General features: G+C 53.1%; 17 protein-coding genes. 11 read left to right on the forward strand and 6 right to left on the reverse strand.

The features are described from left to right. Positions 1-39 precede the first annotated feature (39 nt). Positions 40-465: a prepilin-type N-terminal cleavage/methylation domain-containing protein gene (locus ACGHAD_RS03785; RefSeq protein ID WP_382413764.1), complete on the forward strand. Its 426-nt coding sequence runs from the start codon at positions 40-42 to the stop codon at positions 463-465. 113 nt (positions 466-578) lie between these two features. Beyond that, positions 579-1,289, forward strand: coding sequence for a hypothetical protein (locus tag ACGHAD_RS03790; protein ID WP_382413762.1), 711 nt, complete (start codon positions 579-581; stop codon positions 1,287-1,289). A gap of 132 nt (positions 1,290-1,421) precedes the next feature. On the opposite strand, the gene nadC is transcribed toward ACGHAD_RS03790, so the two are convergent. Beyond that, positions 1,422-2,285, reverse strand: a complete 864-nt coding sequence (gene nadC / locus ACGHAD_RS03795) for a carboxylating nicotinate-nucleotide diphosphorylase (protein ID WP_382413760.1) — start codon at positions 2,283-2,285, stop codon at positions 1,422-1,424. 271 nt (positions 2,286-2,556) lie between these two features. On the opposite strand from nadC, the gene ACGHAD_RS03800 reads away from it, so the two are divergent. The 4 genes from ACGHAD_RS03800 to ACGHAD_RS03815 all read left to right on the forward strand — a co-directional run bounded on the left by ACGHAD_RS03800 (position 2,557) and on the right by ACGHAD_RS03815 (position 6,995). Beyond that, positions 2,557-4,905: a DUF1631 domain-containing protein gene (locus tag ACGHAD_RS03800; protein WP_382413758.1), complete on the forward strand. Its 2,349-nt coding sequence runs from the start codon at positions 2,557-2,559 to the stop codon at positions 4,903-4,905. A 106-nt stretch (positions 4,906-5,011) separates the two neighbouring features. Beyond that, positions 5,012-5,584 (forward strand): 1,6-anhydro-N-acetylmuramyl-L-alanine amidase AmpD, encoded by a 573-nt coding sequence (ampD, locus tag ACGHAD_RS03805; protein WP_382413755.1) that lies wholly within the window; start codon positions 5,012-5,014, stop codon positions 5,582-5,584. A gap of 13 nt (positions 5,585-5,597) precedes the next feature. Further along, on the forward strand, positions 5,598-6,503 hold the full coding sequence (ampE, locus tag ACGHAD_RS03810) for a regulatory signaling modulator protein AmpE (RefSeq protein WP_382413752.1): 906 nt from the start codon (positions 5,598-5,600) through the stop codon (positions 6,501-6,503). 9 nt (positions 6,504-6,512) lie between these two features. Beyond that, positions 6,513-6,995, forward strand: a complete 483-nt coding sequence (locus ACGHAD_RS03815; protein ID WP_339616443.1) for a YajQ family cyclic di-GMP-binding protein — start codon at positions 6,513-6,515, stop codon at positions 6,993-6,995. Positions 6,996-7,017: 22 nt separating this feature from the next. Here ACGHAD_RS03815 and cysZ read toward each other — a convergent pair whose 3' ends face one another. From cysZ to gatC, 5 genes are all read right to left on the reverse strand, one after another. Further along, positions 7,018-7,764, reverse strand: a complete 747-nt coding sequence (cysZ, locus tag ACGHAD_RS03820) for a sulfate transporter CysZ (protein ID WP_382413745.1) — start codon at positions 7,762-7,764, stop codon at positions 7,018-7,020. 9 nt (positions 7,765-7,773) lie between these two features. After that, the gene (locus tag ACGHAD_RS03825; RefSeq protein WP_382413742.1) at positions 7,774-8,070 is read right to left on the reverse strand and encodes a PA4642 family protein; all 297 of its coding nucleotides are present in this window, start codon (positions 8,068-8,070) and stop codon (positions 7,774-7,776) included. Beyond that, entirely contained in the window at positions 8,067-9,515 is a 1,449-nt protein-coding gene (gatB, locus tag ACGHAD_RS03830) for an Asp-tRNA(Asn)/Glu-tRNA(Gln) amidotransferase subunit GatB (RefSeq protein ID WP_382413740.1), read from the reverse strand. Before gatB ends, ACGHAD_RS03825 begins: the two co-directional genes overlap by 4 nt. A 12-nt stretch (positions 9,516-9,527) precedes the next feature. Further along, positions 9,528-10,982 carry an Asp-tRNA(Asn)/Glu-tRNA(Gln) amidotransferase subunit GatA gene (gene gatA, locus ACGHAD_RS03835; protein ID WP_339616447.1) on the reverse strand — a complete coding sequence of 485 codons (1,455 nt, stop codon included), beginning with the start codon at positions 10,980-10,982 and terminating at the stop codon, positions 9,528-9,530. Between the two features lie 79 nt (positions 10,983-11,061). Continuing rightward, a complete protein-coding gene (gatC, locus tag ACGHAD_RS03840) occupies positions 11,062-11,349 on the reverse strand; it encodes an Asp-tRNA(Asn)/Glu-tRNA(Gln) amidotransferase subunit GatC (protein WP_339616448.1) in 288 nt (95 codons plus the stop codon). A 444-nt stretch (positions 11,350-11,793) separates the two neighbouring features. Here gatC and ACGHAD_RS03845 point away from each other — a divergent pair, with 444 nt between their 5' ends. The 5 genes from ACGHAD_RS03845 (at position 11,794) to rng (ending at position 16,428) form a co-directional block, all read left to right on the forward strand. Then, complete coding sequence (locus ACGHAD_RS03845; protein WP_339616450.1) at positions 11,794-12,828, forward strand: rod shape-determining protein; 1,035 nt, start codon at positions 11,794-11,796, stop codon at positions 12,826-12,828. Positions 12,829-12,980: 152 nt separating this feature from the next. Next, the gene (gene mreC, locus ACGHAD_RS03850) at positions 12,981-13,751 is read left to right on the forward strand and encodes a rod shape-determining protein MreC (RefSeq protein ID WP_382413736.1); all 771 of its coding nucleotides are present in this window, start codon (positions 12,981-12,983) and stop codon (positions 13,749-13,751) included. Between the two features lie 6 nt (positions 13,752-13,757). Further along, positions 13,758-14,255, forward strand: a complete 498-nt coding sequence (gene mreD / locus ACGHAD_RS03855) for a rod shape-determining protein MreD (RefSeq protein ID WP_339616451.1) — start codon at positions 13,758-13,760, stop codon at positions 14,253-14,255. Between the two features lie 18 nt (positions 14,256-14,273). After that, positions 14,274-14,903 (forward strand): Maf family protein, encoded by a 630-nt coding sequence (locus ACGHAD_RS03860; protein ID WP_382413733.1) that lies wholly within the window; start codon positions 14,274-14,276, stop codon positions 14,901-14,903. Positions 14,904-14,958: 55 nt separating this feature from the next. Next, positions 14,959-16,428: a ribonuclease G gene (rng, locus tag ACGHAD_RS03865; protein WP_339616453.1), complete on the forward strand. Its 1,470-nt coding sequence runs from the start codon at positions 14,959-14,961 to the stop codon at positions 16,426-16,428. Positions 16,429-16,435 lie beyond the last annotated feature (7 nt).

Below are 16,435 nucleotides of genomic sequence, written 5' to 3' on the forward strand. Positions count from 1 at the left end.
ACAAACATAATTTTACTGTGAGCATTTCTGGAGGCTCTGATGAAAAAACAACAAGGCTTTACACTGATTGAATTGATGATCGTTATTGCGATCATCGGTATTCTGGCGGCAATTGCGCTGCCTGCTTACCAAAATTACACCATTCGTACTAAAAACGCCGAGTGTTTGAGCATTGCTGCGTCCCCTAAGTTGGCAGTTGCGGAAACATTTGTGTCCAATGGTGGTGAAGATTGGCCAGGTACTTTAGCTGCTGCTGGGTATGTCCCCGCTGCGACTAATTACTGCAACGAGGTTGCTTATACAGGTGGTGGAGTATTTACGGTTACGTCAAAAGATACCGGTGGAGCGGTAACCTATACATTCACCCCTACGGTTGTGGGGGGAGCTGACTCGCCTTCCGCTATTGAGTGGGTTTGTGAGGGGGCGGGTGATCCAGCTCATATGCCTTCAGAGTGTCGTCCTTAAATAGTCCGGCTCTGTTGAGTGGATGTTTAAGCAAAAAAGGCGTGCGTTGCACGCCTTTTTTGTATCTTTTTGAGAAGTAAAGGCGGCGTATCGCCTCCTCGTTAAAGGGAGGGGTGGGTGTTATTAAAAGGCGGTTAAGGATGGCATTACGGTTTAAAGCGTTGCTGGTTCACTTGTTGATCAGCTCGGCAATACTATTGGGTGTTGTGGCGGTTATTTATTGGTGGTGGTTTCCGGGAGCGCTTATAAAGCTGGGTGCGATGGAGGGGCTGGCGATTATTGCTTTGGTCGATATAGTGCTGGGGCCGTTACTAACCTTTATTGTCTTTAACCCCACAAAAAAGACGCTCAAGTTAGATTTATCTATTATTGCTCTGCTGCAATTATGTGGCTTGGCATACGGCCTGTTGCAACTAGAAAGCCAGAGGGTCGTGGCGCAAATCTTGATGGGTGATCAGTTGCACATTGTGCATAAAACCGAAATGGTTGATGCGGGCCATAAGGTTGCCGATATCAAGGAAAAGTTTGGTGAGGTTCCGGTCTCTGCTTTTTATAATGTATTCGAAGCACCGGGCTTGGTGAGAGGAGAGCTAGCAGCTATTGCGCTTCGTGAAGGTGAGCCGTTATATCAAATTAAATATTATTTAGTCATAGCTAAAGCAAAGGAGGATGCCGGGCTAAAAAGCAGGCTCGATTTTTGGTTGTCACGCTTAGAGTATGACAAGGAAGAAGGGTGCTACTGGGTGGAGTTAATCGATAAGTATGTGGAAGGTAAAGCGTGTTTTTCGGCTGACGGTGATGTGTTGACCGTAGAGGCTTATTGAGTGGTTTAAGTAAACTGAAAGGATGCGTGCCCCCAGAATCTTTCAGCTAATCTGGAGGTTACACATGTCACAGCATTACTGTGAGTGCGGAAGTGTATGAACTGTCTGTTTTAAGGTTCGGATCACGTGCAGCTAGTTTTTGATCCTTAGTGACAGGTCTATTGCTGTGCAGTTTTTAGTTAGCAGCCCCAGCGAAATACGATTTATCCGCAAGAAAGAGCTTCCATTACGCTTAATCTTTGCTGCATCTACGTTACCAGATAATTCCAGCAGTGCAGTGACAGTCTTGCCTTCTAAGTGCTGATTGACCTCCCTTAAATCCATCTCATCCAGCATAATAATATCCGCGCCGCTGGCCAGTGCTTCATCCAGCTCGGTGAGGGTTTCTACTTCTACTTCTAAAGGTTTTTCCGGGGCGATCTCGCGGGCTTTGGTTACGGCGGCTTTGATGCTGCCAGCGGCGGCTATGTGGTTTTCTTTTATCAAGAATGCATCAAACAAGCCGATACGGTGGTTGTGGCAACCGCCGCAGGAGACGGCGTATTTTTGCGCGCTGCGCAGGCCCGGTATGGTTTTGCGGGTATCTAGGATTTTGATGGGTAAACCCTTCACTAGGTCGGCGTATTCGCGGGCAGTGGTGGCGACGCCTGAGAGCAATTGTACAAAGTTTAAAGCGGTGCGCTCGCCAGTGAGGAGGCAGCGTGCGGGGCCCTCCAGCTCAAATAGGGTGCTGTTGGCGGCGGCTTGCTCGCCGTCTTCGATGTGCCAGGTGATCTTTACGTCGGGGTCTAGCTGACGGAAGGTCTCCTCTACCCAGGCTTTGCCGCAAAAGGTACAGTCTTCCCGGGTTATAACGTGGGCACGAGCGGTTTGTTCGGCGGGTATTAGTAGGGCGGTAATATCGCCGCTGCCGACGTCTTCTTCAAGAGCTGCGGTGACGTTTTTAATGATGTCACGACGCAGAGAGGGAATGTTGTCGGCGTATTGGGCGAGCATATCAAAGTCCTGTGCGGGTAAAGTCCGTTATTGTATGTGAATTGACGCTGGTTGTGGTCGATTTGTCGCCTATCGGCCTGAAGACACTTTGCGCGCCAGTCGTTATAACTAAAAACTCATGTTTCTTTTGGTTGAGCCGATAAAGTTATAGTTGCCGGGTGTTTTTATCCTTAAATGTGATAGACAGCGCATTACCGGCGTTTGCAATTTGGAGTTTGTGTCCGCGAGCATATAATAGAAGCTCAGAGTTCCCCCTTATGGGTTTTCAATCATGTCCGAATCGTCTAACCATGAAAATGTTGTGTCGCTCAGGACCGAGCGTGATGTAAAAGCAACCCAGGGACGAGAGCCTCAAGCTGTGTTGGTGCGTATGCCGGCGGCTATGCACCTGCTGCGCGAAAAAGCGCGACAGACGTTGCAGGGACTGCTGCGAAGCTTATTTGATAAAGCCGATGACGCGCTGTTTGAGCTGGCTGATCAGGCGACCAATAATCACGAGCAAAACCTTTATTTTGATTCAATGCGCCAGGTTCGCTTGCACCGCAAAGATACCGAATCGGCCTTTTTTCAGCATATTGACGTTAACTTCGCGCGTCTTATGGATTCAGGTGCTTTTCCCGAGGCCTCGGCTGAAGAGGCTCCCGCGAGCCTCGACAACCTTTCTCTGGTTGGGAATGAGGAGCTAGAGGAGATGGTGGCCAGTGAGACGATGGTCAACCGTGCCAATGAGCAGTTTGCCGAGCGTGTTCAGCATCTGACCTTGCGTATCGATCATCTTGTTCCTATTAAGGTGTACCAAAAGAACAATCCGGTTGGCTGTGACGCGGTGTGTGCCGCTTTTATTGAAGCCTCGGGCGATATTGATATCGATGTTAAGGCACGCCTAGTGCTGCTTAAGTTGTTTGATCGTGCGGTGATGTGTCAGTTGGGTGAGCTGTATGATCAGCTCAATCAGCACTTAATCGAAGCTAATATATTGCCTTCTCTGCGCGGTGGTGTAGGTGCACGAGGTGTGAAACCGACGGCTAGCCGGCGGACGGCGCAATCAGAAACCCATGAGGCCAGTGGCAATGAATCTCCGGTGGCCGATGAAAATGCCGAGCAATTACTCGGTACACTGCGTGAGCTATTAAAGGCGCAGGGGGCCGGCGCCGCTCAAACGCATGCCGCTGCACCTGTGGGGCCGAGCCTCTCATCGCAAGATTTGTTGAGTATTTTAACCTTGGCGCAGCAGCGCTCGGCGCCGCAAGCTGAGCGGGCGCATACCGTCAGTGCCGAGGATATTAAGTCGCAAGTGGGTCACTTGCTGGCTCGCGGCGGTGCCGGGGAGCGACAAATTAACGATATTGATGAGGATGTGATTAACCTTGTCAGTATGATGTTTGAGTTTATCTTGGATGATCGCAGTCTGGCTTCGCCTATGAAGGCGTTGTTGGCTCGGCTGCAGATCCCCATGATTAAAGTCGCCATTGCCGATAAATCGTTTTTTGGTAAGGGTGGTCATCCGGCGCGGCGCCTGCTGAATGAGATGGCGACAGCGGCGTTGGGTTGGCAGGACAGCGGCGAAGAAAATCGCGGCAAAGATATGCTGTATCGTCAGATTGACCAGACGGTAGGCAAGGTGCTGAGCGATTTTAGTAAAGATGTCGCAATTTTCGATGCCTTATTGCTGGAGTTTCGTGCATTTCAAGAAAAAGACAAGCGACGGGCAAAAATCCTTGAGCAGCGCACTATCGATGCGGAAGACGGCAAAGCTAAATCGCAGCGCGCGCGCGCCGAGGTTGACGCAGCACTCGAGGAGATTACCGCAGGCGTCGAGTTGCCGAGTGCCGCCGCCGAACTGCTGGCTAGTGCTTGGTCTAACGTACTGTTTATTACCTGCTTAAAGCAGGGCCCCGACAGCGAAACCTTTGCTCAACAGCTTCAAACCGGCCGCGAGTTGGTGTGGAGTGCGACGGCGCCTATGACTGGCGATAACCGTCAAAAGCTTCTGAAGTTGGTGCCGCGGCTATTAGCGCAGTTGCGTGGCGGACTGGAAGATATTGCGTTTAACCCCTATCAGATGGGGCAGCTGTTTAAAGCACTGGAAAAACTCCATTTAGATATTTTGCGGAGTAAGGTTAAGGCAGAGGCCCCAGTGCCTGTGGTCGAAGCCCCCGCAGTTCCAGCGTCTTCTATGTCGGAGGCTGAGGCCGTGGTGCCAGAGTCACCCGTTGCAGACATTGAAGCGCCTGAGGTGGTTGGTCAGGCTGGCCTTGAGGTCGGTGCGGCTAGTTCGGATGTCGCAAGTGAGGAGCTTGGTGAGCGAACTGAGGAGGGCGATATTGACGGTCAGCACTTGGCGTTGGTGTCAAACCTAACTCAGGGAAGTTGGTTTGAGATGTCTTCAGCGGCCGGCGAGACCTACCGTTGTCGCTTGGCGGCGATCATTAAGCCTACCGGTAAATATATTTTTGTGAATCGTACCGGAATGAAGGTCGCCGAGGAAGACAAGCCCGGTTTAGCCCGCGCATTAAAAGAGGGCCGTATTCGTGTGCTGGATGACGGCATGTTGTTTGATCGGGCGCTGGAGTCGGTGATTGGTAGCCTGCGCCAACCGCGAGGTAAGCGAGGGGGGTAAGCCCTTGCATTGATCCAAACAACGGCAAGCCTAGGCTTGCCGTTGTCGTATCTGGGGCGCGCATTGATTATACTGGAGCGCTTTAGGGGCCGATAGAGTCGTCGTTTTGTTGCATACTCCAAAGACCATTAGCATTGATGAATCCGGCTGGATGACACCAGCGCGGCACTGCTGCTCGCCTAATTATGGTCCGCGGCCAGAGGGCGCTGAGGTAAGTTTGCTGGTGGTCCACAATATTAGCCTGCCCCCTGGTGAATTTGGCAATGGTTGGGTCGAGAAGTTTTTTACCAATCGGCTCGATCCGGATGCGCATCCGTATTTCTCGAGCATAGCCTCGATGCAAGTCTCATCTCATGTGTTGATTACCCGCACCGGGGAATTGGTGCAGTTTGTCTCTTTTAACGATCGCGCCTGGCATGCGGGCCGTTCGTGCTTTTCCGGGGTTACAGAGTGCAATGACTACAGCGTTGGCGTCGAGCTGGAAGGGACCGACACGCTGGCTTACACCGATGAGCAGTATTGGGTGTTGGCGCGTCTGACAGATGCATTATTGGCTTATTTTCCGGCACTTAGCCCTGAGCGGATTGCTGGTCATTGCGATATTGCGCCCGGACGGAAAACCGACCCAGGCGAAGCGTTTGATTGGAGCAAATACTACTCACAGATAACATCCAACTAAGGCAGGTCTGCCCGTGACATTAATAAGTTTGGTGATAGTGCTATTGCTGGTGCAGTGGTGGGGGTCGGGTAAGCCCTTGCACCGGGATCAATGGTTTTTTAGTGGCTGGCAATTACTCAACGCAAACACTCGTGTGCAAAGTGCCCCCTGGCTATGCGCCGTCGCCGTCGCTGTGCCAGTTGTTGTGCTGCTGGCGGTCGTTCTTGCCGTTATTGTTTGGCTGCCTGCCGGCTGGCTCATTGTTCTGAATATTCCGGTGTTGCTGTACAGCTTAGGGCGTGGGGATTTCTCTGGGGCGGTGCACACTTATGTCGAGGCCGCCCATACGGGGGATTCGGTCAAAGCCGTGAATGTCTTGGATGGTATGAATCTCGACCCGGATTTACGTGGTGGCCGTAACAATGGTGATTGGACGGCTCTCAATCGTGAGGCGTTGCGGGTGTTTACCTATCGTGGCTTTGAGCGAATGTTTGCGGTTATTTTTTGGTTTGTAGTGGCCGGTGCGCCAGGGGCACTGGCCTACCGTCTGAGTGTGTTGTTGTGGGTGCACTTGCTAGAGGTTAATGATAAACGCGCGGCTGTTGTAGCGCGCGCGGTGACGTTAATTGAGTGGCCCGCGGCGCGTTTATTGGGTTTAAGCTGGGCCCTGGTTGGGCATTTTGACCTTTGTATGGTGCGCTGGCGCCACTTGTGGTTATCATTGCACACCTTAACACCGGTATTTTTGGTGTCGGTGCTGCTCGGGGCTATGGGCGAAGAGAGTGAGTGGGCTAAATCTGGTGACTCGCGCCGGTTCCAGCCTGCAGCGCGTATCGAGCCGAGTTATTCGCTGCACTTGGTCGAGTCCACTGCGAGTATGTTCTCCCGCGCACTTTTGCTCTGGGTGTTTGCCGCAGCCGTCGTAACGCTATTGATTTGAGGAAAAAGCATGCCTTCGTTTGATGTGGTTTCGGAAGTAGAAAAGCACGATTTGACCAATGCGGTCGATCAAGTAAAGCGAGTGATTGTAACGCGCTATGATTTTAAAGGGGTCGATGCCGACTTCGAGTTAAAAGACTATGTTGTTACTATGACGGCCGAGGCCGAGTTCCAGCTGCAACAAATGCGCGATATGCTGCAAAGTGCATTGCTAAAAAATAAGATTGATATTGCCTGTCTTGAGATGAAGCCTCCGCGGGCCAGCGGTAAAAAGTCCATTCAGGATGTGGTGGTGCGCACTGGCGTAGAGACCGAGCTTGCCAAAAAAATCGTCAAAATGATTAAAGAGCAAAAGCTTAAAGTGCAAGCGCAAATACAGGGTGATCAGCTGCGGGTTACCGGTAAAAAGCGCGATGATTTACAGGGGGTTATCGCCTTTTTGAAGTCGTCTGATATCGAATTGCCACTGCAATTTACTAATTTTCGCGATTGATGCGCTGACGGCGCTTGGCATTTTAGTCGGCGACGTTTATGTGCCTAAGAGATTCCACCCAATACACCGTTGCCCCTGCTACTGCGATGGGCATGGCAAAAATATTAATGATTGGGATCATGCTGGCGAGCATAATCATACCGCCAAAGGGGTAACTTGTCAGAGGTGCGCGGCCCAGCAGGTGGCGCATGCGAACGAAGGTTGTCTGGTGGTTGTCGGCGGGGTAATCAATATACTGGACGGCCATGCACCACGCCGACCACAATGCACCAATAAGCAATACTACAAGGTTCAGGCCGGGAATAAACCAGCTGAGCAACACCAGCAATAAAATAAGCAGACCACGGGTTATAAAATACCAAATCTTAACCAGCTCGCGACCAAGGGTGCGGGGTATAAGCTTGCCCCAGCTCTCTTCTGGCGGCTTGATGCCGGTCAGTTTTTGCTCGATTTTTTCGGCTAAAATACCGTAAAAGGGGGCGGCTATTAAATTGGTAATGACGTTAAAGCTGTAGCCATAAATAAATAGTACGGCAAAGGCAAAAATTGCCCACAGTAACCACGCTAAAAATTCGAGCCAGCCGGGCAACCAACCCATCAGAAGCGTCAAAAAATCACTAAACAGGTGAATGAGTGCCAAGGTGGTAAAGACAAATACCACCACGTTGGCCAAGAGCGGCACAATAATAAACCGCTTAAGCCCGGGGCTGGCGAGTAGTCGTGCCCCCTGGCTTAGATGGTTAAGTGCGCTGACAGGGTTGCCCTTCATACGTTTGGGCTAGTGGGCCCCGGCTTGCTTGAGCGCCGCAATATAGTCATCCGACAACCGGTGGCTTTTAATGGTTTGTAAAAAGGTCCTATCGTTAGGGCCTTTGGCGTTTAGATCGTAACCGGCCTGCTTAAAAAAGGTCAGGAATGTTTCAAAGTTTTCTTCACGCATGCCTCGGTAGGCCTTTTCCAGCAAGTGGAAGTCGCGGCTGATGCCTTCGGGGGCCGGGTATTGTAAAAAGCCTTCGATGCGTTCGTTATCAAAAACTTCCCCTAAAACTTTTTGCTTGTCTTTTTTTAGTGTCATTGCTCGTTCAACTTTTTAAGTAGGATTTCGTTTACCGCTTGCGGGTTGGCCTGACCTTTACTGGCCTTCATGATTTGACCAACAAAAAAGCCCAGCATTTTAGGGCGTTTGGCGTCATCGGCATTGACGTAGTTTTGCACTTGCGTTTGGTTGTTGGCGATTACCTCGTCAACCATTTTTTCTAGGGCGCCGGCATCGCTGACTTGCTTAAGTCCGCGCGATTCAATAATACTGTCGGCATCGCCTTCGCCATTGCACATACCTTCAAATACTTGCTTGGCGATTTTTCCAGAAATGGTGCCATCTTTGATGCGGACGATCAGCCCGGCTAATTGCTCTGCGGTAAACGGGCACTCGCTTAGCGAGGTGTCAGATTTGTTGAGGTAACCTGCTAAGTCTACCGTTACCCAGTTGGCTGCGAGCTTTGGCTCACCCGAGGTTTTTGCCACAATTTCAAAAAACTCGGCGGTGCGGCGGTCGCTGGTTAATACATTGGCATCGTATGACGATAAATCGTACTCACTAACAAAGCGATCGCGCTTGGCGTCGGGTAGTTCTGGCAAGGTGCGCTTGATGGTGTCGATATATTCGTCATCTAAAATAACCGGCAGCAGATCCGGGCAGGGGAAGTAGCGGTAGTCGTTGGCGACTTCTTTGCTGCGCATAGGGCGCGTTTCATTCTTGTCGGCGTCGTACAGGCGGGTTTCCTGAGGGATCTTGCCGCCGTCTTCGATGATCTCGATCTGCCGTTCGGCCTCAACATTGATAGCCTTCTCGACAAACTTAAATGAGTTGATGTTCTTGATTTCGCAGCGGTTGCCGAGCTTCTCTTCACCTTTTAAGCGCACTGAGACGTTCGCATCGCAGCGCATGGAGCCCTGCGACATTTCACCGTCCGATATGCCCAGGTAGGTAATAATCGAGTGGATTTTTTTCAGGTAGGCTACAGCCTCTTCGGCTGAGCGCATATCGGGCTCCGAAACGATCTCGATCAGTGGCGTGCCGGCGCGGTTTAGGTCGATACCGCTCATGCCTTGGTAATCTTCGTGGAGTGACTTGCCGGCATCTTCCTCTAGGTGGGCGTGGTGCAAACGCACGGCCCGTTGGCGGCCGTCTGCCAGTTCGATATTGGTGACCCCAGGGCCGACAATGGGCTCTTCCAGCTGCGTGGTTTGGTAGCCTTTGGGCAGATCGGGGTAAAAGTAGTTTTTACGCTCAAATACCGAGCGCTTGCCGATGTCGGAATTCATTGCCAGGCCAAACATAATGGCAAAGCGAAACGCCTCTTCGTTAGCGACTGGCAGGGTGCCGGGCATGGCTAAATCAATCGCGCAGGCCTGTGTGTTGGCGGCGGCACCAAAGGCGGTGCTGGCGCCGGAGAATATTTTTGACTGGGTGGCGAGCTGAACGTGAATCTCAAGCCCGATTACAATTTCCCATTCCATCGTGTCGTCCTCTTAGGCGGTGGCCGGTGCCAACTGCTGGTGAAAGTCGGTCGCGAGCTGAAATTGATGTGCGACATTCAGGAGCTTGCCCTCGGCAAAGTAGTTGCCGATTAGCTGCAGGCCAACCGGCTTGCCGTCGACTAAACCGCAGGGGATAGATAGCCCGGGCAATCCGGCTAAGTTGGTGGCGATGGTGTAAATATCCTCTAAATACATGGCGACTGGGTCTTGGGTTTTGGCGCCAAATTCAAACGCTGGTGACGGCGAGGTGGGGCCAAGGATAACGTCGACATCGGCAAAGGCCTCGACAAAGTCCTGTTTGATCAGGCGACGCACTTGTTGTGCTTTGTTGTAATACGCATCGTAATAACCGGCACTTAACGCGTAGGTACCTACTAAGATACGGCGTTTTACTTCATCCCCAAAGCCTTCGCTGCGCGAGCGTTTATAAAGATCGGCGAGATCTTTTGGGGCGTCGCAGCGATGGCCGTAGCGTACACCATCAAAACGCGATAAGTTGGCTGAGCACTCTGCGGGCGCAATAACGTAGTAAGCGGGCACCGCTAGATGTGTGTGTGGCAAGCTAATTGAGCGGGTTTTAGCGCCGAGCGACTCATAGGTTTTGATCGCCTCTTGGACGGCCCTGGCCGTGTCTGGGTGAAGGCCTTCGCCAAAGTACTCCTCTGGGATGCCAATCGTCAGCCCGGCCAGTGAGTCGCCGAGGTTTGCCGTGTAATCTTCTAGTGGTTGATCGACGCAGGTGGAGTCTTTGTCGTCAAAGCTCGCCATAACGTTTAGCATCAGGGCGGCGTCTTCGGCGTTGCGCGTTAAAGTGCCGGCTTGGTCGAGGCTGGAGGCAAACGCAATCATGCCCCAGCGCGATACCCGGCCGTAAGTTGGCTTGATGCCGGTAAGGCCGCACAGAGCGGCAGGCTGGCGAATCGAGCCGCCGGTGTCGCTAGCGGTGGCGCCGGGCGCAAGCAGCGCGGCTACTGCAGCGGCAGAGCCGCCAGACGAGCCGCCGGGCACGCAGTTGGTGTTCCAGGGGTTTTTAACCGGGCCGTAGTAACTGGTCTCGTTGGAAGAGCCCATGGCGAACTCGTCCATATTGGTCTTGCCCAGCATTACCGCGCCGGCTTTTAAATAGTTCTCGACAATGGTGGCATCGTAAGGTGCGATAAAGGTATCGAGCATCTTAGAGCCGCAGCTGGTGCGCACCCCTTGCGTGCAAAAAATATCTTTATGGGCAATGGGGATACCGCACAGCGGCGAGCTGTCGCCCTCGGCCAAACGTGCGTCAGCGGCCTGTGCTTGGGCGAGCGCTTGCTCTGGGGTCACGGTAATGTAGCTGTTGTAGTTTGCATCGAGTGCGGCAATACGATCTAGGTAATGCTGGGTTAGCTCGACACTGGAAATCTCTTTACTGCGCAGCGCTTTGCCGAGCTGGGCAATGGTTTTGGTGTGCATGGAATCTGTCCTTTGGAGTAACTTGCCGGTGGCGCAATAGCGCTCGCACGTGGGTTGGGGTGGTCTCGCAACGGTGCGGTTATTCAATCACTCGCGGTACTAAGTACAGGCCATCTTCAGTGGCTGGTGCCATAGCTTGTAGGCTTTCGCGTTGATTTGGCTCGGTCACCTCGTCACGACGCAAGCGCTGTACGGCGTCTAACGGGTGGGCCATTGGGCTAACGCCACTGGTATCGGCCGCTTGCAGTTGATCGACAAGCTCTAGCACCTCGGAGATGCTTTGCGCCACGTTGGCGGCGGCCTCGTCTGAAATATCGATGCGCGACAATTCGGCGAGTTTCTCGATGTCGCTTTTGTTTACAGCCATGGGCGTGCTCCGTCTGGTGCGCAGGTGCCGACAAATGCGGCGGGCGCGGGCGTACTAATCGTCTAAGTTGGGTAATTTTACGGGTAAAAGGTCGATTGCGGCCATCATTACTGAAAAAAATACCGACTTTGCCCTAAAAGGCGGTAAAGTTATCACATTTGTGCCTTGCCCTAAATCCCCGCCGTTGATAGAGTGCCAGCATCCCCCAAGGGGTCTGTGGTTAGTGGCTCTCGCAGTTGTCGCTGAGTCAGTGGTAAGCCGATTGTGCAAATGTCGGCGGCAAGGGCTATTAAGCACAGCATTTTTGGGACTCGTTGAATGTTTTCGGCGGGCGCGGCAGCGTCTACGCCGCCGTTTGCATTAGTCCGTTTATAGCAAACAGAGCCCGGCTCGCCTGCCTTGGGGCGAGTTGGCACTACCAGTATCTTAAGGCCATCAACACTCATGTTTAAATATCTTCGCGGCGCTTTCTCCAATGACCTCTCTATCGATTTAGGTACAGCCAACACCCTGATTTATGTGCGCGGGCGGGGCATTGTGCTCGACGAGCCATCAGTGGTTGCTATTCGCCACCACAATGGGCAAAAAATTGTCGAGGCGGTGGGCATGGAGGCAAAGCGTATGCTGGGCCGCACGCCGGGCAACATTACCGCGATTCGCCCGTTAAAAGACGGCGTGATTGCCGACTTTCAGGTGACCGAGAAAATGCTTCAGCATTTTATTCGCAAAGTGCACGAGAACAGCTGGTTTGCGCCGAGCCCGCGGGTACTGATTAGTGTGCCTTGTTTGTCCACAGAGGTAGAGAAACGCGCGATTCGCGAATCGGCGCTAGGTGCTGGTGCACTGGAGGTTCGTTTAATTGAAGAGCCGATGGCCGCCGCAATTGGTGCGGGCTTAAAGGTTGCCGAAGCCAACGGTTCGATGGTGGTCGACATTGGTGGCGGTACGACTGAAATTGCCGTTATCTCGCTTAACGGTGTGGTGTACTCCGACTCGGTGCGTATTGGTGGTGACCGTTTTGACGAGGCGATTGTGAACTATGTGCGCCGTCACTATGGCAGTATTATTGGCGATGCCACGGCCGAGCGGATCAAACAAGAGATTGGTTGTGCCTACGCCAGCAGCGAAGTGCGCGAGATCGATGTGCGCGGCCGCAACCTGGCCGAAGGGGTGCCTCGCAGCTTTACCTTAAATAGCGATGAAATTTTAGAGGCGCTGCAAGAGCCGCTGGCCGGTATTGTGCAGTCGGTTAAAAGCGCGCTCGAGCAATCCCCTCCTGAGTTGGCCTCCGATATTGCCGAGAGCGGCGTAGTGTTAACCGGTGGTGGCGCTTTGCTGCGCGACATTGATCGCTTGTTAGCCAACGAGACGGGTCTGCCATTTGTGGTTGCCGAAGATCCTCTTACCTGTGTTGCTCGCGGTGGTGGGTTAGCGATGGAGATGAATGACAAACGCAATATTGATTTGTTGTCTTCGTAATTTTAGTTAAACATTGGTCGCGCGGCTTGTTGCAACTTTGACAGCCGGTCGCGCTTAAAACGGCATAGTGCGTTACGTCGGGAGATGCCGCCATTAAAACACTGTTCACAAAAGGCCCTGCTGTCAGCTTTCGCTTTGCCTTTTTTGGCTTAGTGGCCTTAGCGCTGGTGTTAATTAGTCTGTATACCGACTGGCTCGACCCTGCGCGGCGTGAGCTAAGCACTCTTGCCAAACCCTTCTATCAAATTACCGATATTCCCCGTCGGATCGGCGAGTGGAGCGATGAGACGTTCGTCTCGCGCGCTGAGCTCGTGCAAGAGAAAGACCGGCTCGCGTCTGAGTTGTTGATTCATCAGCGTAAGCTGCAACAAATGGCGGCGCTGGCGGCCGAGAATGTGCGTTTGCGGCAATTGCTTAATGCCACCGAGATCCTCGAAGACGATGTTTTAGTGGCCGAGTTAATCGGCGTCTCTCCCAATCCGCTTAGTCACACACTGGTGCTCAATCGCGGCAGTGATGACGGTGTCTACGTTGGCCAGCCGGTGCTGGACGCGAAAGGGCTGATGGGGCAAGTGATCGAAGTTGGCGCAGATAGCGCTCGGGTGCTGCTGCTAACCGACCCCTCTCATGCACTGCCGGTGCAAATCAATCGCAATGGCATCCGTACCATTGCCGAGGGCACGGGCTCGCTCGACAGCTTGACGCTGCGCCACGTCTCTAATACCACGGACATCCGAGTGGGTGATTTGCTGGTGAGTTCGGGTTTAGGGCAGCGCTTTCCCGCGGGCTACCCGGTGGCTGTGGTCGAGAGCATCGAGCGCGACCCCGGCCAGCCGTTTGCGCAAATTACCGCCCGCCCCATGGCGCAGATGGATCGTGCGCGTAATGTTTTGCTGGTGTTTGACGCACCTCAGGTCGATTGACCCGGTATGTGGCCCGATCGTTTTCCCGTTTATGTTTTAGTGTTGCTGACGTTGTTCGTCGCCATCTTGCTCGACGTTTACCCGCTGGCACTGGAATATAGGATTTTTCGCCCTCAGTTTGTGCTGTTGGTGACCATTTACTGGATCTACATTTTGCCCCAGAGTAGCAGCATGGCGCTGCTAGTCGTTTTGGGCGTATTGCTGGACGTTACCGTGGGTTCTCCGTTGGGGCAGCACCCATTGATGCTGACAGTAGTGGGCTATTTGTGTCTGCGTAGTTATCGTCGGGTGCGTCACTTTGCCCGCTGGCAAGAGTCACTTTGGGTGTTGTTGTTGGTCGCCTGCGCCCAGCTGCTGGCCTATTGGGTGCAAGCTCTGGGTGGGCGAGCAATGGACGGATTTGGTTTTCTATTGCCGGCCGTAGCCAGTGCTTGCTGTTGGCCTTTATTGGCAATGTTATTTGATGGTTTGCGTCGCCATTATCGTATTGCCCGCCAAGTCTAACGTTTACGGGGTATTGTGATGAGCTCCGCTCCCGCTCAATTGTTTCTTGCTTCCGGCTCCCCCCGACGCGCGCAACTTTTGCGTCAAATCGGCGTGGCGTTTTCCCGTGTGGTCATTGATGTGCCGGAGGTGGCCGCGAAAGATGAGTCCCCCGAGCAATATGTAACTCGCTTGGCTCGAACTAAAGCTGAGGCTGGTTGGCAATCTCTACTGGCTACTCGGCCACGCGCAACCCCTGGCGCGTCTCAGCCAGAGGTAGTGTTGGGTGCCGATACCCTTGGGGTGCTCGACGATCAGCTGCTGGAAAAACCCCACAATAAAGCGCACGCGGCGCAGTTGTTGCGATCGATGTCTAATCGCGCGCATACCGTGATAACGGCTGTTGCGGTTACCGATGGTACGCAGCTTGATGTAGCGCTGGTGCGCTCCGAAGTGTGCTTTCGTGAGTTGAGCGACGCCGAGATTGAAGCGTATTGGCATACCGGTGAGCCGGTCGATAAAGCGGGTGGGTATGGGATTCAGGGGTTGGGTGCGGTTTTTGTGCGTGAGATTCACGGCAGCTACTCCAATGTCGTCGGTTTGCCGCTGGAGACGACAGCACCCCTGTTGAGCAAGTACAATGTCCCTTTTTGGGGTGCTCCAGAATGAGTCGATGGTTGATGACTGATGCGCGCTTCAAAACCACACGGGCGGGACACGCACAGTGAGTGAAGAGATTCTGATCAATGTATCCCCGGTTGAAACCCGGGTGGCGCTAGTCGATAACGGGGTGCTGCAAGAGTTGCACATCGAGCGCAGCCACGGTCGCGGCTTTGTGGGCAATATCTATAAAGGTAAGGTTGTGCGAGTGCTACCGGGCATGCAGGCCGCGTTTGTCGATATTGGTTTAGAGCGCACTGGGTTTATTCACGCTCAGGAGTTGGTGCCAGAGCATGCCGAGGGTGAGCCGCGCCCGACTGAGTTGCCCGATATCCGCACATTGGTGCGTGAGGGGCAGCCTTTATTGGTACAGGTGAGTAAGGACCCGATCAGTACTAAAGGCGCTCGTTTGACGACTCATATCACCCTGTCATCTCGCTATCTCGTTTATATGCCTAACAGCGCTCATATTGGCGTGTCGATTCGTATTGACGATGACGCCGAGCGCAAGCGTTTGCGCGATGCCGTCGAGGCTAGCGTGCGCGAACATGGCTTTGACGGTGGGTTTATTGTGCGCACCGTTGCCGAGGGTATTCCGGCTGATGCCATCGTGAGCGATATTCCCTTTTTGCAAAAGCTCTGGCAAGACTTGAGCAACCGCTTGGCGACGATCAATGCCCCAGCGGTGATCTATGAAGATATGCCACTTACACTGCGCTCGCTGCGTGATCTTGCGCGTCTTCCTATCGAAAAAATACGAGTTGATTCGCGCCAGACATGGTCGCAAATGCGCGAGTTTGCCAATGAGTACTGCCCGCAGTTAATCAATATTATTGAGTGCTATCAGGGGGAGAGGCCACTGCTGGACTTGTATGGGGTCGAAGACGAAATTGCGCGGGCGTTGGACTCGCGTGTGCCCCTTAAATCCAATGGTTATCTGATTGTCGAGCAGACCGAGGCCATGACGACGGTCGATGTTAATACCGGTGCTTTTGTCGGGCGGCGCAACCTGGAAGAGACGATTTTTAAAACCAATATGGAAGCGGCGGGTGCTATTGCCCGACAATTAAGGGTGCGCAACATTGGCGGCATCATCGTGTTGGATTTTATCGATATGCAAGACCCCGAGCACCAGCGGCAAGTGTTGCGCACGCTCGAAAAAGCCTTAGATCGCGATCACTCTAAAACCAAAATTACCGGCGTGTCAGAGTTAGGTTTAGTGGAGATGACCCGCAAACGCACGCGTGAGTCGCTGGGGCAAATGTTGTGCGAGAGCTGCTCTGTGTGTGGCGGCCGGGGGCAAGTTAAATCGGCCGAAACGGTTTGCTATGAAGTGTTTCGGGAGATTTTGCGAGAGGCGCGCGCTTACGATAATGAAAAGTTTTTGGTGTTGGCCGCCTCGGTTGTGGTCGATCGCTTGCTCGATGAAGACGCCGCCTATGTTGCCGACCTCGAGGCTTTTATTGGTCGTACCATCGAGTTTCAGGTAGAGCCTTTATTTACGCAGGAGCAGTATGACATTGTGCTGGTTTAGCGCGTAT

This window comes from Gilvimarinus japonicus (genome assembly GCF_042847215.1).
GTDB classification, from domain to species: domain Bacteria; phylum Pseudomonadota; class Gammaproteobacteria; order Pseudomonadales; family Cellvibrionaceae; genus Gilvimarinus; species Gilvimarinus japonicus.